The following is an 18478-nucleotide window of genomic DNA, read 5'->3' on the forward strand; positions in this document are numbered from 1 at the left end:
ACACAGGAGGCGCACCGCTTTTCGCCATGACCGCCATTGAAACCGATCTTCTGCAATTGGCTTACCCTCCGCGGCTCGATCTGGGGCCGCAACTCACTCACGAACAATTGATGAGCTCGATGCAAGCCACCATGGCTCGGCACAAGGGTGGGCCGGTGTGGCTGTTTGCGTATGGTTCGCTGATCTGGCGCCCTGAGTGCTCGTCGACCGAGCGGGTGCGGGCTCGGGTTCACGGTTATCACCGGGGCCTGTATTTGTGGTCCCACGAACATCGGGGTACGCCGGAGTTGCCGGGGTTGGTGTTCGGGCTGGATCGCGGAGGTTCCTGCAGCGGGTTTGCCTACCGCTTGCCGGAGGACCAGTTGGAAGCCTCGCTATACGCCCTTTGGCAGCGCGAGATGCCTTACCCCTCGTACCGGCCGCACTGGCTCAGTTGCCGATTGGAAGATGGCAGCACCGTGCAGGCGTTGGGGTTTGTTCTGGAGCGGCACTTGCCCAGCTATGCCGGCAACTTGCCCGATATTGTGCTTAATCATGTGCTGCAAAGCGCTTGCGGGCGTTACGGCACCACTCGCGATTATGTCGAGCAGACCGTGAACGCCCTGCGTAGCCACGCCATGCCAGATAAAAACCTGGAGGCGCGGCTCAAGCGTTGTGCCAAAGATTGCTCTGCCGATTAACGCGCCGAGCTGACGCTGTTGGTGTGCCACAGCGTGGGGATCAGGAACGCGATCGCCAGTACACAGGCACCAATCAGCAGTACGAACCCACCGTCCCAGCCGAAATGGTCAACCGTGTAGCCCATGGCCGCACTGGCTGCTACCGAACCGCCCAGGTAACCGAACAAGCCGGTGAAACCCGCGGCAGTGCCGGCGGCTTTTTTCGGTGCCAGCTCCAGCGCCTGCAGGCCGATCAGCATGACCGGGCCGTAGATCAGGAAGCCGATCGAGAACAGCGCAATCATGTCGATCATCGGGTTGCCCGGCGGGTTGAGCCAGTAAACCAGGGTCGCCACGGTGACCAGCGCCATGAACACGATGCCGGTCAGGCCGCGATTGCCACGGAAGATTTTGTCCGACATCCAGCCGCACAGCAGCGTGCCCGGGATGCCTGCCCACTCGTAGAAGAAATACGCCCAGGACGACTTGTCGACCGTGAAGTGTTTGGCTTCTTTCAAATAGGTCGGCGCCCAGTCCAGGACGCCGTAGCGCAGCAGATAGACAAACACGTTGGCGAAGGCGATGTACCACAGCATTTTGTTGCGCAGCACGTACTTGACGAAGATTTCCTTGGCGCTGAATTCGTCTTCGTGGCTGGCGTCGTAGCCTTCCGGGTAATCGTTCTTGTACTTCTCGATAGGCGGCAAGCCCACCGATTGCGGGGTGTCGCGCATGGTGATGAAGGCAAACGCCGCGACCGCCAGGGCCACGGTGGCCGGCACGTAGAAGGCAGCATGCCAGTCGTTGAACCACGCCATGCCCAGCAGGAACAGCGGGCCGATCAAGCCACCGCCGACGTTATGCGCCACGTTCCACACGGACACCACGCCGCCGCGTTCTTTCTGCGACCACCAGTGCACCATTGTCCGCCCACTCGGCGGCCACCCCATGCCCTGAGCCCAGCCGTTGATGAACAGCAAAATGAACATCATGGTCACGCTGGACGTTGCCCAAGGTGCGAAACCGAAAATGAACATCACCCCCGCTGAAACCAGCAGGCCGAACGGCAGGAAGTAACGTGGGTTGGAGCGGTCGGACACCAGCCCCATGAGGAACTTGGATAAACCGTAGGCAATCGCAATCGCCGACATCGCCAGGCCCAGTTCACCACGGGTGTAACCCTCGTCGATCAAGTAGGGCATGGCCAGGGAGAAGTTTTTGCGCAGCAGATAGTAGCCAGCGTAACCGAAGAAAATACCCGCGAAGATCTGCCAGCGCAGCCGTCGGTAGGTACTGTCTATTTTTTCTTCAGGCAGAGGCGCCTGGTGTGCGGCAGGTCGAAAGAAAGCAAACATTCAAGAGCTCCAAATTTCTTGTTTTGACTGCGGATGCGAATGTTACAGTTTCGTTACCGAAAATAGCATCGCCTCTTATCTGCAAACACAGGAAACGAGAGCAATTGCATGTTCTTTTACGAACATGTCGTAAATAGATAAGTTGTGGTCGTAATCCGTTCTCTTGAACACCGAGGATCAAAATGTGGGAGGGGGCTTGCTCCCGATAGCGGTGGTTCAGTCACTCATGTACTCACTGACCGACTCCTATCGGGGGCAAGCCCCCTCCCACAAGGACCGCATTTCAGATCAATCAGCGTGTCTGGACGACGACCTTACCCACTGCCTTGCGCTGCCCCAGGTCATTAATCGCCTGGGCAGCCTGCTCCAGCGGATACACCTGCGACACCAACGGCTTCAACTTGCCCTCGGCATACCACGTGAACAACTGCTGAAAATTCGCCGCGTTATCCTGCGGCTGGCGCTGGGCAAACGAGCCCCAGAACACCCCAACTACCGCCGCGCCCTTGAGCAATGCCAGGTTCACCGGCAATTCGGGAATGCGCCCGCTGGCAAACCCCACTACCAGCAGGCGGCCGTTCCAGGCGATGGCGCGGACGGCCTGGTCAAACAGGTCGCCGCCCACCGGGTCGTAGATCACATCCGCGCCATTGCCGTCGGTGAGGCGTTTGATCTCGTCCTTGAGGCTGGTTTCGCTGTAGTTGATCAACTCATCAGCCCCGGCCGCCTTGGCCACCGCGAGTTTGTCGGCGCTGCTGGCGGCGGCGATCACGCGTGCGCCCATGGCCTTGCCGATTTCCACCGCGGCCAGGCCCACACCGCCGGAGGCGCCTAGCACCAGCAGGGTCTCACCGGGTTGCAGGTTGGCGCGCTGTTTAAGCGCGTGCATCGAGGTGCCGTAGGTCATGCTGAAGGCGGCGGCGATGTTGAAGTCCATGCTCGGCGGAATCGGCAGCACGTTATAGCCAGGCACCGCGACCTGCTCGGCAAAGCTGCCCCAACCGGTCAACGCCATTACGCGGTCACCGACCTTCAAGTGGCTGATTTTCTCACCCACCTCGCTGACCACGCCCGCCGCTTCGCCACCGGGTGAGAATGGAAAGGGCGGCTTGAACTGGTACTTGCCCTCGATGATCAGGGTATCCGGGAAGTTCACCCCGGCCGCGTGCACGTCCAGCAGGATTTCGTTCTTCTTGATCGCAGGGCTGGCGATCTCTTCCAGCACCAGGGTTTCGGCGGGGCCGAAGGCTTTGCACAGCACAGCTTTCATCGGACTATTCCTTTTGGCATCGTGGCCGATAAGTGTAGGAGGGTGCGCCCGTGGGTCAACGAGCATACCCGCGCCTGATAAGCCCCCATAAGCTTGTGCTCAGCCTTGCTAGCGTTATGCTACCGGGCAAACGAATTCGAGGAATGAACTGTGAAAGCGTGGATCCTGTTGATGCTGGCCCTGACGTTGCCGATGGCTGTCCAGGCCGAAGAGGCCAAGGAAGGCGAGGCGCCGAAGGTCAGCTATATCAGCCTGACGCCGCCATTCGTAGGCAACTATGGCCTGGATGGCACGGCGAAGCTCAAGGTATACAAAGCCGACATCGCCCTGCGCGTGACCGGCACCGAAGCCGCCGCGGCGGTCAAAGCCAACGATCCGTTGATCCGCAACCAGCTGGTGGGGCTGTTTACCCAGCAGACCAGCGAGGCCATGAGTACGGTCGAAGGCAAGGAAAAGCTGCGTCAGGAAGCCCTGAAACAAACCCAGCAAGTGATGAATGACGAGACCGGCAAGCCGATGGTGGAAGATTTGCTCTTCAACAATCTGATCATCCAGTAAAACCGGCGCTTAGCGCTATTCGCGAGGTCCTGCCAGGCGTCTCAGGAAGCCAGGCTCTTGCGAAACCGCGCCAACGCCACCGCAAAAAATACCAAGCCAATTCCCGTCAGGGCCAGCAAGTCTGGCCAGACCACGCTCAACCCCGCGTCCCTGAATAGAATCGCGGCACTCAAGCTTACAAAATGCGTCGATGGCGAGCCCTGCATCACCCACTGCAACCATTCGGGCATGCTATCCAGCGGCGTACTGCCGCCAGAGAGCAACAGCATGGGAATGATCACCGGGATCGCCAGCAGGCCGAACTGCGGCGTCGAGCGGGCGAGAGTGGCGAGGAAGATCCCCAACGCAGTACTCGCAAATAAATACAGCGCCGTCACCAGCAGGAACAGGCCCAATGACCCGGCCAGCGGCACGCCGAGCAAGCCTTTGACCACCAGTTCCAGGGACAGCCACGTACACAACACCACCACCAGCATGTTGCTCCAGATTTTTGCCAGCATGATCTCCAGCGCGGTCAGGGGCAGCACCAGCAGGTGGTCGAGGGTGCCGTGCTCGCGTTCGCGCAGCAGGGCGGTGCCGGTCAGCACGATGGCGAGGATGGTGATGTTGTTGACGATCTGGATCACCGCCAGGAACCAGCCACCTTCCAGGTTGGTATTGAACAACGCCCGGGTGGTCAGCAGGGCCGGAGCTTTGCCGGCAGCGTCGGCCTGGCCGCTGTAAGTCAGCAGTTCGCGTTGGAAAATCCGCCCGATGTAACCCGCGCCCATGAATGCCTGGCTCATCGCCGTAGCATCAACGTTCACCTGCACCCCTGGCTGGCGCCCCGCCAACAGGTCGGCCTGGAAATTCGCCGGTACATTGACGACGAAGGTGTATTGGCCGCTGTCCATGACCCTGTCCAGCTGGTCGTAGGCCAGTGGCGCCGGCGCCTGGAATTCCGGTGGTTGCAGGGCCTCGGCCATTTGCCGCGAGAGCGCGCTGTGATCTTCATCGACAAAGGCCACGCTGGCGTTGTGCACGCCAATCACTGAACCGGCAGCGGGCATGTAGATCGCCACGGTGAAGGCGTAGGCCAGAAACAGCAGCAACACGCTGTCGTGGCGCAGGCTGGTGAGTTCCTTGAGCCCCAGGCGCAGGATATGGGCGAGCTTGTGCATCAGGCCTCCTGCTTCTTGAGCATCACCAGGCTCAGCCCGGTAAAACCGACGAAAAATCCGAACAAGGCCAGGCATTGTGGCCACAACTGGCGCAGGTCCAGGGCCTTGGTGAAGGTGCCCACCGCAATATCCAGAAAGTGCCCGGCCGGAAACAGCATGCCCATCAGCGCTGCCGCACCTTCCAGGGACGAGCGCGGCACGATCAGCCCGGAAAACTGGATGGTCGGCAGGCTGGTGATGATCATGGTGCCGAGGATCGCCGCGATCTGGGTGCGGGTGAACGCCGAGATCAGCAGGCCCATGCTCGTGGTCGCCAGCACGTACAACAGGCCACCGAAAGCCAGGGTCAGGCCGCTGCCTTTGAACGGTACACCGAACAACCAGCGGTTCATCGCCACCAACAGTGCCAGGTTGACCAGGCTGACGACCAGATAGGGCGCCTGTTTACCCAACAGGAACTCCAGGCGCGTCAGTGGTGTGGCATAGAAGTTGGTGATCGACCCCAGCTCCTTCTCGCGCACAATGCCGAGGGCGGTGAGCATGGCCGGAATGAACGCCAGGATCAGCGCCATCACGCCAGGGCCAATGGCATTCACGCTGACCACGTCCTGGTTGTAGCGAAAGCGTGTTTCAAGCTTGACGGCGGCCCGGTTGTTCAAGGGTAAGCTACTGAGTTCAGCCAGTTGCGCAAGGTTGCCCTGGTGCACGGCCTCCACGTAGTTGCGGCTTGTTTCAGCGCGAAACGGCATGCCGCCGTCGAGCCAGGCCGCGACGGTGGGCTGGCGGCCGGCGTAGAGGTCACGGCCAAAGCCGGGTGGGATCTCCAGGGCCAGCTTGATTTCCGAACGTTGCAGGCGCCGGTGCAATTCGTTGGCGTCGCGAATGGGTGCTTGCTCGGCGAAATAGCGCGAACTGCGAAATGCCTCTAGATAGGCGCGGCTTTGCGGGGTCTGGTCCTGGTCGTAGACGGCGAAGGCGAGGTTTTCCACGTCCAGGGAAATCCCGTAGCCGAAGATCACCATCATGAACATCGCCCCGAGCAGGGCGAAGGCCATGCGTACCTTGTCGCGCAGCAGCTCCTTGCCTTCGCGGCTGGCCACGGCTAACCACCGCGCCAGGCTGAAGCCGTGTTTGCTCGCGGGCGGCGCGTGGGCATCGTTGACCGTTGCACGGGGCGCGCTGGATTCGGGTTCGCCCTGGGCCTGCTCCAGGCAGGTGACGAAAGCCGCCTCCAGGGTATCGCCGTGGAACTGCTGTTGCAGCGCCTCGGGCGTGTCGCAGGCCAACACCTTGCCGGCATGCATCAAGGAGATGCGGTCGCAGCGCTGGGCTTCGTTCATAAAGTGGGTGGACAGGAAGATGGTCACGCCTTGTTGGCGCGACAACTCGATCAGCAACCGCCAGAAATCATCCCGTGCCGCCGGGTCGACACCCGAGGTGGGCTCATCGAGGATCAGCACTTCCGGGCGATGCAGCACCGCAACCGCCAAGGACAAACGCTGGCGCAGGCCAAGGGGTAACTCGCCGGAGGGCTGTTCGGCCACTTCACCCAGGTCGAAACGTTGGATCAGTTCATCAATGCGCGGACCGCTGTCGGCCTTGGGCAAGTCGAACAGTTGCGCATGCAGCACCAGGTTCTGGCGCACGCTCAGTTCGCCATACAGCGAGAAGCTCTGCGACATGAAACCTACGCGCTTGCGGGTCGCCAGGTCCTTGGCGTCCACCGGCTTGCCCAGCAGGATTGCACTGCCCTCGGTGGCCGGCATCAGCCCGGTCAGCACTTTCATGGTGGTGGTCTTGCCGCAACCGTTGGAACCGAGGAAGCCGAAGATCTCGCCGCGGCCAATGGCAAAGCTGACGTTGTTCACCGCGGTGAAATCGCCAAAGCGCAGGGTCAGGTCGTGGGCTTGGATAGCGATATCGGCGTTGCCGCCTGTGCGCGGTGGAATTACCAGCGGCTGGCTGTCGTGAGCACTGTCGCCCTGGAAGTGGGTGAAGGCCTCATCCAGCTTGCCGCTGGGCGTTATCGCCGCCAGTTCGCGGCTCAGTCCATCGGCGATCAACCTGCCACGGTCGAGCATCAGGCAATGCTCGAATTGCTCGGCCTCTTCCATGTAGGCGGTGGCCACCAGCAGTGTCAGTTGCGGGCGCTCACTGCGTACGCTATCTACCAGCTCCCAGAAACGCCGGCGGGACAGCGGGTCGACGCCGGTGGTGGGCTCGTCGAGGATCAACAGGTCCGGATCATGGATCAGCGCGCAGCACAGGCCGAGCTTCTGTTTCATACCGCCGGAGAGCTTGCCTGCCGGGCGCTCGGCAAAGCGTGCGAGGTCGGTGGCGAGCAGCAGGTTGTGCATGCGCTGGTCGCAATCGGTTTTCGACAGGCCGAACAAGGTGGCGAAGAAACGGATGTTCTCGCTGATGGACAGCTCGGGGTACAGATTGCCGCCCAGGCCCTGGGGCATAAAGGCAATGCGCGCGTACAGGCTATTGCGGTGGCGACGGTCTTGGATGGAACCGCCGAGCACCTGCAACTGGCCCTCCTGCAGCTTTTTAACCCCGGCGATCAGACCCAGCAGGCTCGACTTGCCGGCGCCGTCCGGACCTATCAACCCGCAGCGGGTACCGGCTGGCAAGCTGAAGGCAACGTCGAGCAGTGCCTGTTGCTTGCCGTAGCGGTGGTTGATCCCCGTGGCGTGCAGCGCCAGGCCGCTCATTGCAGGTTGGCCGGCCAGTCGACATCGGCCGTGCGTACATAGCCCGCGCCGGGCATGCCCGGTTTGGCTTGTGGCACGGCGCTGGGCTGAGTCAGGCGCAATTTGACGCGGAACACCAGTTTTTGCCGCTCATCGCGGGTTTCGACTTCCTTGGGAGTGAACTGGGATTTGGCCGCGACAAAACTGATTTTGGCCGGCAGCGCTTGCTGGGGCAGGGCGTCGAGCAGGATGCGTGCTTCACTGCCGACGGTCAGGCGGCCGGTGACGGAGGCGGGCAGGTAGAGATTCATGTACTGGTCATTGGGGTCAATCAGCAGCAACACGCGCCCACCCGCGCCGAGCACTTCGCCCGGCTCGGCCAGGCGCAATTGGATGATGCCGTCGATGGGCGCACGCAGGCTGCTGTCGTCGATTTCGCTGGTGAGTTGGGCCACCTGGGCCTGGGCTGCGCCGATGGCGGCCTTCACCGCGTTGACCTGGGCTTGGGCGGCGATCACTGCCGCGTTACCGGTGTTCTGGCGCGCCTGCTGCTGGTCGATCAATTGGCTGCTGGCGAAGCCGCGCCGGTACAGCTCTTGGGTGCGCTTGAGTTCCTGGCTGGCCAGCAGTTGCTCGCTTTGGCGCAACTGCACGTTGGCTTCAGCAGAGGCGAAGTTTTCCCTGGCGCGTAACACCTCTGCTTCGGCCTGGGCGCGCTGGGCTTGCAGGGTGCGGGTGTCCATGCGTGCCAGCAACTGGCCCTTGAGCACTTTGTCGCCTTCATCCACGTGCACTTCGGCCAGGCGCCCGGGGATCTTGGCGGCGATTTGCACTTCGGTGGACTCCAGGCGCCCATTGCCCATGCTCAAGCCCTCGGGCAGGCGGTCCTGGGTCGAACGCCAGTAGCCAAAGGCCCCCGCCCCCAGCAAGAGGACGATCAGGGCGATGGCGAACAGACGGGACGTATGGTGGTTCGTAGACATGGCTGCATCCTGCGGCGTTAGCGTCCAGTGTGATGGGTTTGGCCCGTGAGGGTCTTGATATCGGTCAGTTAAAGCAGCTGAAGGATGGCCGTCCATTGTTCAGGCGTGACCGCCATGACCGAAAGCCGGCTACCTTTCTGCACCAGCGGCATTTCGGCAAGAGCGGTTTGCTGCTTTAGATAGCCCAGGCCCAGCACCTTGGGGAAGGTGTTGACGTGGCCCACGGTGATGGCACTCCACGGATTTTTCTCCGCACTGGCCTTGGCGTCGAAGTAGTGGCTGTCCGGTTCCAGCGCTGTAGGATCCGGGTAGGCGGCCTCGACGATTTTGCCGATGCCGGCAATCCCTGGCTCCGGACAGCTGGAGTGATAGAAGAAAAACTCATCGCCCACTGCCATGGCGCGCAGAAAGTTGCGCGCCTGATAGTTGCGAACCCCATCCCAGCGCGCTTCGCCGAGCTTTTCCAGGTCCTCGATGGACAATTCGTCAGGCTCGGATTTCATCAGCCAGTAGGCCATTTTTGGGCTCCTGAAAAAGGCATTGGGCAAGTTGTCGGGCAATTGCATGACAAACCGACAGTCGGTTGGCGTCAAGGTTTGCGTGTTGGTTCACGTTACCGCAGAATGCGCGCTTTTAGGCTTGGCGCAGCTGCAACGGACTACTTTGGAACGTTGTTGTCATCGTGTACGAGGTGCCTGAAGGGGGGCAATCGATGCAACGTAAACCGGATTTACTATGGATTTTGGTTATTTTGTTTGGTCTGGGCGTTGTGACCACCGGGTATGCCCAGAGCTTGTGGTCGAACAAGGCCGACGCACCGGTTGAACTCTCGCCAGTGCAGCAACAATTCAAGCGTTAATAAGGCTTCAAGGCGTCGCTGGTTCCAGCGACGTTTGTGCAACATACCAGTGCTTATCGGTGACAGTGCCCGCCAGCGGCACGTCCCAACTTGCCTGCGCCAAGCGGTCTACCTGCTGACATTCATGGGCCAACCCCAGCAAGGTCGGCTTGCGCCAGCTTTTGCGCCTGGCCAGGTAGGCCAGGCTGCGGTCGTAGAATCCGCCACCCATGCCCAGGCGTCCGCCTTCGCTATCGAACCCCACTAACGGCAACAGCACCAGGTCGAGCGCCCAGACTTTGCGCTGCTGGTGGACATTGACCCGCGGCTCAAGAATGCCAAAGCGGTTGGGCGACAACTTATCCCCAGGCCGCACGCGCTGGAACACCATCTTGGTGCGCGGCCAGGCACTCAGTACCGGCAGATAGGTGGCCTTGCCACGGCGCTGCGCCGCGCGCAGCAGCAGGCGCGGATCGATTTCGCCGTCCGTCGGCAGGTATAAGGAAATATGTTTGGCCCGGCGAAACAGCGGGTGCTGCGCCAGTTGCCGGTACAGGCCAAGGGCGGCCTGGCGCTGCTCGCTCGGCGTGAGGGCACGGCGGGCCTTGCGCAACATGCGTCGAAGTTGCGGACGGGACAGCGGCGCAGGTTCGGTCATGGCTTATCGGCTCATAAAACAATGCCAGTCCTGGGACTGGCATTGAGTTTGGGAATTCAGGCTCCCCGACAGAGCCGCTGTCGACTTAGCCCTTGAACCCGAAAGTTCAAGGTGGAAGAAGCAGTAGGCTTTAAGGCTTTCCGTCTAGCGGACATGCACACCAGCCCAACGTGCAACTTCCAGGGTAGTGCGAATCGGCTCAGGGACATCGCCGACTGGCAAACACGCCAGGGAGTGGGGCGAGTATACCTTAAACAGACTCGGCAATCAGCCCTTGGGTGCGTCGGAATCGGTGGAAAGCACCAGATCCACGCGCTCGAGCAGGTCACGCACTTGCTCGCGGGTCGAGCCGCTGGCCTGCACGTCAGGGCGTTCCTGCTTGTGCAGCAGATCGTGGGTGATATTCAGCGCGGCCATCACGGCGATGCGGTCGGCGCCGATCACTTTGCCGCTGCTGCGGATTTCACGCATCTTGCCGTCCAGGTAACGCGCAGCGCTCACCAGATTGCTGCGTTCTTCCTGGGGGCAGATGATCGAATATTCTTTGTCGAGGATCTGCACGGTAACGCTATTGCTTGAACTCATGAGTCTTGCTCCAGGGCCTTCAGGCGCGAAATCATCGATTCGACCTTACGCCGGGCGATTTCGTTTTTTTCAATGAGGTGAGCGCGTTCCTCGCGCCAGGTCTTTTCCTGAGCTAATAGGAGTCCGTTTTGACTCTTTAGTTGCTCGACCCGATCAATTAGCAGTTCGAGTCTGGCCATCAGCGCTTGCAGGTCGGTGTCTTCCATTGGGTTCCACTGGATTTGTCTGATGAATGGCAACTGCAGGATAAACGATCTGACGCCCTCGATAGTCTTGGTGCGCCTGCCGGTGCTAGGATACAGCGCTCCATTCTAGACATTGCGCCGTCTGGCGCCTAGCTCACCATGCCCATTCAGAATTCCCCGTACGACGCTTTTTCCAAACTGCTGAGCACCAGCGGTCACCCATGCTCGCCTGCCGAACTGCACGGCGTGCTGTTGGGCCGCAGTTGCACTGGTGTGGGCTTTGATGCCGACAACTGGTTGGCCGACGTGGCCGAGCTGCTCGAAACCGAACCCAACGAAAACGTGCGCAACGCGTTGATTGGCCTGCAAGAGATGGTCAAGGGCGAGCTGACCGGTGACGACGTCACCGTGGTTCTGCTGCTGCCGACCGACGACGCCCCACTCACCGAGCGTGCTGCTGCCCTGGGCCAGTGGTGCCAGGGTTTCCTCCACGGTTTCGGCGTGAACGCCGGTGGCCTGGAGCTGAGCGACGACGCCAAGGAAGTGCTGCAGGACCTGGCAGCCATCTCCCAGGTGCAAGATGCTCTGGAAGAGTCCGAAGACGGCGAAGGCGACTACATGGAAGTGATGGAATACCTGCGCGTCGCGCCGTTGCTGCTGTTCACCGAGACCAAAAAGTCTGCTGAACCTGCTGCACCCAAGCCTTCGCTGCATTAAGAAAGGAACCCCATCTGCCCATGATTCATATCCCCAAAGCGGAATACACCCGTCGCCGCAAGGCGCTCATGGCGCAGATGGAACCCAACAGCATCGCGATCCTGCCGGCAGCCGCCGTGGCCATCCGCAACCGCGATGTCGAGCACGTGTACCGCCAGGACAGCGACTTCCAGTACCTGAGCGGTTTCCCCGAGCCCGAAGCGGTGATCGTGCTGATGCCCGGTCGCCAGCATGGCGAATACGTGTTGTTCTGCCGTGAGCGCAACGCTGAGCGCGAGCTGTGGGACGGCCTGCGCGCCGGCACTGAAGGCGCGATCCGCGACTTTGGCGCCGACGACGCATTCCCTATCACTGATATCGACGACATCCTGCCCGGCCTGATCGAAGGCCGCGACCGGGTATATTCGGCCATGGGCAGCAACGCCGAATTCGACCGGCATGTGATGGAGTGGATCAACGTGATCCGCTCCAAGGCGCACCTGGGCGCCCAGCCACCGAACGAATTCGTTGCCCTGGATCATCTGCTCCACGATATGCGCCTGTATAAATCGGCGGCAGAGGTGAGGGTGATGCGCGAAGCAGCGCGCATTTCCTGCGCGGCCCATGTGCGGGCGATGCAGGCCAGCCGTGCGGGTTTGCATGAGTTCAGCCTGGAGGCCGAGCTGGATTACGAGTTCCGCAAGGGCGGCGCGAAAATGCCGGCCTATGGCTCTATCGTCGCCGCCGGACGCAACAGCTGCATCCTGCATTACCAGCAGAATGACGCGTTGCTCAAGGATGGCGACCTGGTGCTGATCGACGCCGGTTGTGAGATCGACTGCTACGCCAGCGACATCACCCGCACCTGGCCGGTCAACGGCAAGTTTTCGCCCGAGCAAAAGGCGATCTACGAGATTGTGCTGGCCTCCCAGGAAGCCGCTTTCAAGCAGATCGCACCGAACAAGCATTGGAACCAGGCCCATGAGGCTACCGTGCAGGTCATCACCGCCGGCTTGGTGAAGTTGGGGTTGCTGCAAGGTGACGTTGACGAACTGATCGCCAGCGAAGCCTACCGCGCTTTCTACATGCACCGCGCCGGCCACTGGCTGGGCATGGATGTGCATGATGTGGGCGAGTACAAGGTCGGCGGTGAATGGCGTGTGCTGGAAGTCGGCATGGCCTTGACCGTGGAGCCGGGCATCTATATTTCCCCGGACAACCAGAACGTGGCAAAGAAATGGCGTGGCATTGGCGTACGCATCGAGGATGACGTGATAGTGACCAAGCAAGGCTGTGAAATCCTGACCGGCGCGGTGCCCAAGACCGTTGCCGAGATCGAAGCACTGATGGCGGCTGCCCGATGAGCCGGGTCAACCTGGCGATTATTGGTGGTGGCCTGGTGGGTGCCAGCCTGGCCCTGGCGTTGCAGGCCGGGGCCAAGGCACGTGGCTGGAAGATCGTGCTGATCGAACCCTTTGCCCCGGGCGACAGCTACCAGCCCAGTTACGATGCGCGTTCTTCGGCGCTGTCCTTTGGTGCCCGCCAGATTTATCAGCGTCTGGGCCTGTGGCAGGACATTGCCCGCCGCGCCGAACCGATCAAGCAGATCCACGTATCGGACCGCGGGCGTTTCTCTACCGCGCGCTTGTCCGCCATGGAAGAGGGCGTACCGGCTCTGGGCTATGTGGTGGAAAACGCCTGGCTGGGCCAATGCCTGTGGCAAGGCCTGGATAAAGACGTCGTCAGCTGGCGCTGCCCCGCGGAAGTCACGCGCATGGAGCCGCTGCCTGATGGCTATCGCCTGACCCTCAACGATGAAACCGTGCTGGAATGCGACCTCGCGGTGTTGGCCGACGGCGGCCGCTCCGGCCTGCGCGAGCAACTGGGCATTGGCGTGAAGACCCGGCCCTACAACCAGAGCGCACTGATCGCCAATATCACCCCGAGCGAAGCCCACAATGGCGAAGCGTTCGAGCGCTTTACCGATGAGGGGCCGATGGCCTTGTTGCCGCTGCCGGACAACCGCTGTGCGCTGGTCTGGACCCGCATCGGCATGGACGCCCAGCGTCTGGCCGACCTTGACGAGCGCAGCTTCCTGAGCGAGTTGCAGGGCGTATTCGGTTATCGCCTGGGCACCCTCAAGCAAGTGGGCGCCCGTCATCTGTACCCGCTGACCCTGGTGGAAGCTGAAGAGCAAGTGCGCTCGCATCTTGCGGTCCTCGGCAATGCCGCCCACAGCCTGCACCCGATTGCCGGGCAGGGGTTCAACCTGTCCCTGCGCGATGCCAATGCCTTGGCCGAAGCCTTGTTGGCCGGCCCGGCAGTGCCAGGTGACCTGGCGACGTTGCAAGGCTATCGGGATCGCCAGCGCCTGGACCAACAACTGACCGTAGGCTTTTCCGATCAGGTCACACGCTTGTTTGGCAGCGGCCAGCCGCTAATGGCGCTGGGCCGTAACCTGGGCTTGCTCGGCCTGGATCTGTTGCCGCCGGCCAAGCGCTGGTTCGCCCGCCAGGCCATGGGGCTGGGGGTGCGCTCCGATGTTTGAGCCGGCCCATCACTTTATTGGCGGCCTGTGCCGCACACGAGACAAGGCTTAAAGCATGGACATGCGCGCAGATGTGCTGATTGTCGGGGCCGGAATGGTCGGAAGCGCCCTGGCGCTGGCATTGCAGGGCAGCGGCTTGCAGGTGCTGCTGCTCGACGGCAGCCCGCTAAGCGTCAAACCGTTTGAACCGCAGGCGGCGTTTGAGCCGCGGGTGAGCGCGTTGTCCGCTGCCAGCCAACGCATCCTCGAACGCCTGGGCGTGTGGGACGGCATCGTCGAGCGTCGCGCCAGCCCTTACGGCGAGATGCAGGTGTGGGACGGCAGCGGCACCGGACAGATCCACTTCTCGGCGGCCAGCGTGCATGCCGAGGTGCTCGGGCATATCGTCGAAAACCGCGTAGTGCAGGATGCTTTGCTGGAGCGCTTGCACGACTGCGACCTCGGCCTGCTGGCCAATGCGCGCCTGGAACAGATGCGCCGCTCCGGCGATGACTGGCTGCTGACCCTGGCTGATGGGCGCAAATTGCGTGCGCCGCTGGTGGTGGCCGCCGATGGCGCCAATTCCGCAGTACGCCGCCTGACCGGCACCCCGACCCGCGAGTGGGATTACCTGCATAACGCGATCGTCACCAGCGTGCGCAGCAGCCAGCCGCACCAGCGCACGGCCTGGCAACGCTTTACCGATACCGGCCCGCTGGCGTTCCTGCCGCTGGTACGGGATGGGCAGGAAGATTGGTGTTCGATTGTCTGGTCGACCACGCCGGCTGAATCCGAGCGCCTGATGGCCCTGGATGATAAACGCTTCTGCCGGGAGCTGGAGCGCGCCTTCGAAGGGCGCCTGGGCACTGTGATCAGCGCCGACCCGCGAGTTTGCGTGCCGTTACGCCAGCGCCATGCCAAACGCTACGTGGCCGAAGGCCTGGCACTGATCGGTGATGCTGCCCACGTTATTCACCCGTTGGCGGGGCAGGGCGTGAACCTGGGCTTTCTTGATGCGGCGGTATTGGCCGAGGTGTTGTTGGCGGCCACCGAGCGCGGCGAGCGCCTGGCAGATGTTAAGGTCCTGAGTCGTTACGAGCGGCGGCGCATGCCTCACAACCTGGCGTTGATGGCGGCAATGGAAGGCTTTGAGCGCTTGTTCCAGGCGGATCAACTGCCGCTGCGCTGGCTGCGTAATGCCGGCCTGAAAATCGTCGACCAGATGCCCGAAGCCAAGGCAGTGTTTGTGCGCCAGGCGCTAGGTTTGACTGGCGATCTACCAGAACTCGCTAAACCCTGAATTGAAACACAGTCCCCTGTGGGAGGGGGCTTGCCCCCGATGAGGCCCTCAACCCTCGCGCATATTCGGGCTGTGCAACATCTGGTAACGCCTCCACCGAGCGTTACCAAATGTGAGTCCTTATCATTTGCCCTCAATTTGCAAATGAGAGACCGCACCCATGTTGGCACCCAAGCGCCTCCTGACTGCCCTGGCACTCACCCTGATCGGCAGCACCACCGTGCAGGCAGCCGACGAAGTCGTGGTCTACTCCTCGCGCATCGATGAGCTGATCAAGCCGGTATTCGATGCCTACACCAAGAAGACCGGGGTGCAGGTCAAGTTCATCACCGACAAGGAAGCGCCGCTGATGCAGCGCATCAAGGCCGAGGGCGAGAACGCCACCGCCGATCTGCTGCTCACCGTCGACGCCGGCAACCTCTGGCAGGCCGAGCAAATGGGCATCCTGCAACCGTTCACTTCCGCTGTGATCGACAAGAATATCCCGCTGCAATATCGCTCGTCGGCCCACGCCTGGACCGGCTTGAGCCTGCGTGCGCGCACTATCGCCTATTCCACCGAGCGGGTGAAACCGGGCGAACTGACCACCTACGAAGCCCTGGCAGACAAGCAATGGGAAGGCCGCCTGTGCCTGCGCACCGCGAAAAAAGTCTACAACCAGTCACTGACCGCCACGTTGATCGAAACCCATGGCGCGGCCAAGACCGAAGAGATCGTCAAGGGCTGGGTCAACAACCTGTCCACCGACGTGTTCTCCGATGACATCGCCGTGCTGGAAGCCATCAATGCCGGACAGTGCGACGTGGGTATCGTCAACACCTACTACTACGGCCGCCTGCACAAGCAGAAGCCGGATCTGGCGGTGAAACTGTTCTGGCCGAACCAGGGCGACCGTGGCGTGCATGTGAACCTGTCGGGCATCGGCCTGACCAAGCACGCGCCGCACCCGCAAGCAGCCAAGGCGCTGGTGGAGTGGATGACCACGCCTGAGGCGCAGAAAATCTTTGCCGACGTGAACCAGGAGTTCCCGGCCAACCCGGCGGTACCGCCATCGGCGGAAGTGGCGAGCTGGGGCAAGTTCGTGGCCGATACCTTACCGGTAGAAGTGGCGGGCAAGCGCCAGGCTGAAGCCATTCGCCTGATGGATCGCGCTGGCTGGAACTGAATGTGTAAATTGCCACAGATCTAAATGTGGGAGGGGGCTTGCCCCCGATAGCGGGGTATCAGTCTAATCATCATTGACTGGCACTCCGCTATCGGGAGCAAGCCCCCTCCCACATTGTTTTGTGTTTGTCTTCGAATAGTCTGTTCTATAGAGAGCTTTTCCTTGGCCCACCCCGCCCAACGCCGCTGGTACCTGCCGGTCTTCACCGTCGCCGCCCTGGTGCTGCTGCCGCTGAGCGTGCTGCTGCTGTCCTGGCAAAGCATCGACCACCAGATCTGGTCCCACCTCTGGGACACCCAGATGCCGCGCTTGCTGGGCAACACCCTGACCCTGGTACTCGGCGTCGGTATTGGTGTGACGCTGCTGGGCGTCAGCCTGGCCTGGTTGACCAGCCTCTGCGAATTCCCCGGGCGACGTTGGCTCGATTGGGCGCTGATGCTGCCCTTTGCGATCCCGGCTTATGTGCTGGCCTTCGTGTTCGTCGGTCTGCTGGACTTTGCAGGGCCCGTGCAAACCCTGCTGCGCGAATGGTTCGGCAATGGGCTGCGCTTGCCGCGAGTGCGCTCCACCAGCGGCGTGATCATCGTGTTGGTGCTGGTGTTCTATCCCTACGTTTACCTGCTGGCACGTTCTGCGTTTCTGGCCCAGGGCAAGGGTTTGATGGAAGCGGCGCGGGTATTGGGGCAATCGCCATGGCAAGCATTCTGGCGCGTGGCGTTGCCGATGGCGCGACCAGCGATTGGTGCCGGTGTGGCCCTGGCGTTGATGGAGACCCTGGCAGATTTCGGCGCCGTCTCGGTGTTCAATTTCGATACCTTCACCACGGCTATCTACAAAACCTGGTATGGCTTTTTCAGCCTTTCCAGCGCCGCGCAACTGGCCAGCCTGTTGCTGCTGGTTGTGATGTTGGTGCTGTATGGCGAGCGGCGCGCGCGTGGAGCCAGCCGACCGAGCAATGAGCGGCCACGCGGCAAGGCGTTGTACCACCTGCACGGGTTCAAGGCCGTGGCGGCCAGCGCCTGGTGCGGCCTGGTATTTGCCTGTGCGTTTGTGATCCCGATGCTGCAACTGGTGGCCTGGTTCTGGCAGCGCGGGCGCTTCGACCTGGATGAGCGCTATACGGGCCTGATCGTCCACACCCTCTACCTGGGTGGTATTGCCGCGCTGATTACCGTCAGCGTGGCGATGATCCTGGCCTTTGCCAACCGCCTGGCGCCGACCCGGGCGATTCGCTCCGGTATCAGCCTGGCCAATGTCGGTTATGCCTTGCCGGGCTCGGTGCTGGCGGTGTCGATCATGTTGGCGTTCAGCTACCTGGACCGCGAGCTGGTGGTGCCACTGTCCGGCTGGCTGGGCGGCGCGGGCAGGCCCTTGCTGTTGGGCAGCCTGTCGGCATTGGTGCTGGCTTACCTGGTACGGTTCCTGGCAGTGGCCTACGGGCCTTTGGAAAACAGCCTGGCGCGCATTCGTCCGTCATTGCCCGAAGCTGCACGCAGCCTTGGGGTGAGCGGTCCACGACTGTTTTGCAAAGTGTATCTGCCGTTGTTGTTGCCCGGCACCTTGAGCGCGGCGCTGCTGGTGTTCGTGGATGTACTCAAGGAAATGCCCGCGACATTGCTGATGCGCCCGTTTGGCTGGGACACGCTGGCGGTACGGATCTTCGAGATGACCAGTGAAGGCGAATGGGCGCGGGCTTCTTTGCCGGCGTTGACCCTGGTGCTGGTCGGGTTGTTGCCGGTCATCGGGCTGATCCGTCGCTCTGCTCGGCAAATCGGTTAGGTGCCAGTCCTACGGCATGAGGCTACAATGCGCGGCATTCGGTGCGCTCCGTCTTTCGGATCGA

18 protein-coding genes and 1 other RNA gene are annotated in these 18478 nt (G+C 61.7%); 9 read left to right on the forward strand and 10 right to left on the reverse strand.

What is annotated here, in order from left to right:
• The first annotated feature begins 26 nt into the window (after positions 1-26).
• Positions 27-680: a gamma-glutamylcyclotransferase gene (locus tag E4O97_RS10950; RefSeq protein WP_032878816.1), complete on the forward strand. Its 654-nt coding sequence runs from the start codon at positions 27-29 to the stop codon at positions 678-680.
• Here the strand turns inward: E4O97_RS10950 and glpT are convergent.
• Positions 677-2014, reverse strand: a complete 1338-nt coding sequence (glpT, locus tag E4O97_RS10955; protein WP_032878817.1) for a glycerol-3-phosphate transporter — start codon at positions 2012-2014, stop codon at positions 677-679. The genes E4O97_RS10950 and glpT overlap by 4 nt on opposite strands.
• Before the next feature lie 292 nt (positions 2015-2306).
• Positions 2307-3284 carry an NADPH:quinone oxidoreductase family protein gene (locus tag E4O97_RS10960; protein WP_248161362.1) on the reverse strand — a complete coding sequence of 326 codons (978 nt, stop codon included), beginning with the start codon at positions 3282-3284 and terminating at the stop codon, positions 2307-2309.
• Between the two features lie 150 nt (positions 3285-3434).
• Here E4O97_RS10960 and E4O97_RS10965 point away from each other — a divergent pair, with 150 nt between their 5' ends.
• Positions 3435-3842, forward strand: coding sequence for a flagellar basal body-associated protein FliL (locus tag E4O97_RS10965; protein ID WP_216090459.1), 408 nt, complete (start codon positions 3435-3437; stop codon positions 3840-3842).
• A 41-nt stretch (positions 3843-3883) separates the two neighbouring features.
• On the opposite strand, the gene E4O97_RS10970 is transcribed toward E4O97_RS10965, so the two are convergent.
• The 4 genes from E4O97_RS10970 to E4O97_RS10985 form a co-directional block, all read right to left on the reverse strand.
• A complete protein-coding gene (locus E4O97_RS10970; protein ID WP_103734187.1) occupies positions 3884-5002 on the reverse strand; it encodes an ABC transporter permease in 1119 nt (372 codons plus the stop codon).
• Positions 5002-7719 (reverse strand): ribosome-associated ATPase/putative transporter RbbA, encoded by a 2718-nt coding sequence (gene rbbA / locus E4O97_RS10975; protein WP_216090457.1) that lies wholly within the window; start codon positions 7717-7719, stop codon positions 5002-5004. Before rbbA ends, E4O97_RS10970 begins: the two co-directional genes overlap by 1 nt.
• Complete coding sequence (locus E4O97_RS10980; RefSeq protein ID WP_032878823.1) at positions 7716-8681, reverse strand: biotin/lipoyl-binding protein; 966 nt, start codon at positions 8679-8681, stop codon at positions 7716-7718. The genes rbbA and E4O97_RS10980 overlap by 4 nt, the downstream gene beginning before the upstream one ends.
• A gap of 68 nt (positions 8682-8749) precedes the next feature.
• The gene (locus E4O97_RS10985; RefSeq protein ID WP_032878824.1) at positions 8750-9199 is read right to left on the reverse strand and encodes an EVE domain-containing protein; all 450 of its coding nucleotides are present in this window, start codon (positions 9197-9199) and stop codon (positions 8750-8752) included.
• Between the two features lie 194 nt (positions 9200-9393).
• On the opposite strand from E4O97_RS10985, the gene E4O97_RS10990 reads away from it, so the two are divergent.
• A complete protein-coding gene (locus tag E4O97_RS10990) occupies positions 9394-9540 on the forward strand; it encodes a hypothetical protein (RefSeq protein ID WP_005792392.1) in 147 nt (48 codons plus the stop codon).
• A gap of 7 nt (positions 9541-9547) precedes the next feature.
• On the opposite strand, the gene E4O97_RS10995 is transcribed toward E4O97_RS10990, so the two are convergent.
• The 4 genes from E4O97_RS10995 to E4O97_RS11010 form a co-directional block, all read right to left on the reverse strand.
• Positions 9548-10177, reverse strand: a complete 630-nt coding sequence (locus tag E4O97_RS10995) for a 5-formyltetrahydrofolate cyclo-ligase (protein WP_032878825.1) — start codon at positions 10175-10177, stop codon at positions 9548-9550.
• A 58-nt stretch (positions 10178-10235) separates the two neighbouring features.
• Positions 10236-10414, reverse strand: a non-coding RNA gene (ssrS, locus tag E4O97_RS11000) — 6S RNA.
• 30 nt (positions 10415-10444) lie between these two features.
• The gene (locus tag E4O97_RS11005; RefSeq protein WP_005792389.1) at positions 10445-10762 is read right to left on the reverse strand and encodes a cell division protein ZapA; all 318 of its coding nucleotides are present in this window, start codon (positions 10760-10762) and stop codon (positions 10445-10447) included.
• Positions 10759-10968, reverse strand: a complete 210-nt coding sequence (locus E4O97_RS11010) for a TIGR02449 family protein (RefSeq protein ID WP_003177365.1) — start codon at positions 10966-10968, stop codon at positions 10759-10761. Before E4O97_RS11010 ends, E4O97_RS11005 begins: the two co-directional genes overlap by 4 nt.
• Before the next feature lie 138 nt (positions 10969-11106).
• Between E4O97_RS11010 and E4O97_RS11015 the strand changes: the two genes are divergently transcribed.
• The 6 genes from E4O97_RS11015 to E4O97_RS11040 all read left to right on the forward strand — a co-directional run bounded on the left by E4O97_RS11015 (position 11107) and on the right by E4O97_RS11040 (position 18414).
• The gene (locus E4O97_RS11015) at positions 11107-11664 is read left to right on the forward strand and encodes a YecA family protein (protein WP_078822597.1); all 558 of its coding nucleotides are present in this window, start codon (positions 11107-11109) and stop codon (positions 11662-11664) included.
• A 20-nt stretch (positions 11665-11684) separates the two neighbouring features.
• Complete coding sequence (pepP, locus tag E4O97_RS11020; protein WP_032878828.1) at positions 11685-13007, forward strand: Xaa-Pro aminopeptidase; 1323 nt, start codon at positions 11685-11687, stop codon at positions 13005-13007.
• The gene (gene ubiH / locus E4O97_RS11025) at positions 13004-14191 is read left to right on the forward strand and encodes a 2-octaprenyl-6-methoxyphenyl hydroxylase (protein ID WP_078822596.1); all 1188 of its coding nucleotides are present in this window, start codon (positions 13004-13006) and stop codon (positions 14189-14191) included. The genes pepP and ubiH overlap by 4 nt, the downstream gene beginning before the upstream one ends.
• A gap of 61 nt (positions 14192-14252) precedes the next feature.
• Positions 14253-15470 carry a 2-octaprenyl-3-methyl-6-methoxy-1,4-benzoquinol hydroxylase gene (locus tag E4O97_RS11030; protein ID WP_248161436.1) on the forward strand — a complete coding sequence of 406 codons (1218 nt, stop codon included), beginning with the start codon at positions 14253-14255 and terminating at the stop codon, positions 15468-15470.
• 160 nt (positions 15471-15630) lie between these two features.
• Positions 15631-16635 carry an extracellular solute-binding protein gene (locus tag E4O97_RS11035; protein ID WP_078822595.1) on the forward strand — a complete coding sequence of 335 codons (1005 nt, stop codon included), beginning with the start codon at positions 15631-15633 and terminating at the stop codon, positions 16633-16635.
• Positions 16636-16797: 162 nt separating this feature from the next.
• On the forward strand, positions 16798-18414 hold the full coding sequence (locus tag E4O97_RS11040) for an iron ABC transporter permease (protein ID WP_078822594.1): 1617 nt from the start codon (positions 16798-16800) through the stop codon (positions 18412-18414).
• Positions 18415-18478 lie beyond the last annotated feature (64 nt).

It is taken from the genome of Pseudomonas sp. W15Feb34, assembly GCF_023127765.1.
Lineage (GTDB): Bacteria > Pseudomonadota > Gammaproteobacteria > Pseudomonadales > Pseudomonadaceae > Aquipseudomonas > Aquipseudomonas synxantha_A.

Coding starts and splice junctions, on each gene's coding strand:
- E4O97_RS11010 (WP_003177365.1), bottom strand. CDS start 10,968: ATGGAAGACACCGACCTGCAAGCGCTGATGGCCAGACTCGAACTGCTA.
- E4O97_RS10960 (WP_248161362.1), bottom strand. CDS start 3,284: ATGAAAGCTGTGCTGTGCAAAGCCTTCGGCCCCGCCGAAACCCTGGTG.
- E4O97_RS10980 (WP_032878823.1), bottom strand. CDS start 8,681: ATGTCTACGAACCACCATACGTCCCGTCTGTTCGCCATCGCCCTGATC.
- E4O97_RS10985 (WP_032878824.1), bottom strand. CDS start 9,199: ATGGCCTACTGGCTGATGAAATCCGAGCCTGACGAATTGTCCATCGAG.
- E4O97_RS11015 (WP_078822597.1), top strand. CDS start 11,107: ATGCCCATTCAGAATTCCCCGTACGACGCTTTTTCCAAACTGCTGAGC.
- ubiH (WP_078822596.1), top strand. CDS start 13,004: ATGAGCCGGGTCAACCTGGCGATTATTGGTGGTGGCCTGGTGGGTGCC.
- glpT (WP_032878817.1), bottom strand. CDS start 2,014: ATGTTTGCTTTCTTTCGACCTGCCGCACACCAGGCGCCTCTGCCTGAA.
- E4O97_RS10990 (WP_005792392.1), top strand. CDS start 9,394: ATGCAACGTAAACCGGATTTACTATGGATTTTGGTTATTTTGTTTGGT.
- E4O97_RS10950 (WP_032878816.1), top strand. CDS start 27: ATGACCGCCATTGAAACCGATCTTCTGCAATTGGCTTACCCTCCGCGG.
- pepP (WP_032878828.1), top strand. CDS start 11,685: ATGATTCATATCCCCAAAGCGGAATACACCCGTCGCCGCAAGGCGCTC.
- E4O97_RS11035 (WP_078822595.1), top strand. CDS start 15,631: ATGTTGGCACCCAAGCGCCTCCTGACTGCCCTGGCACTCACCCTGATC.
- E4O97_RS10995 (WP_032878825.1), bottom strand. CDS start 10,177: ATGACCGAACCTGCGCCGCTGTCCCGTCCGCAACTTCGACGCATGTTG.
- rbbA (WP_216090457.1), bottom strand. CDS start 7,719: ATGAGCGGCCTGGCGCTGCACGCCACGGGGATCAACCACCGCTACGGC.
- E4O97_RS11030 (WP_248161436.1), top strand. CDS start 14,253: ATGCGCGCAGATGTGCTGATTGTCGGGGCCGGAATGGTCGGAAGCGCC.
- E4O97_RS10970 (WP_103734187.1), bottom strand. CDS start 5,002: ATGCACAAGCTCGCCCATATCCTGCGCCTGGGGCTCAAGGAACTCACC.
- E4O97_RS11005 (WP_005792389.1), bottom strand. CDS start 10,762: ATGAGTTCAAGCAATAGCGTTACCGTGCAGATCCTCGACAAAGAATAT.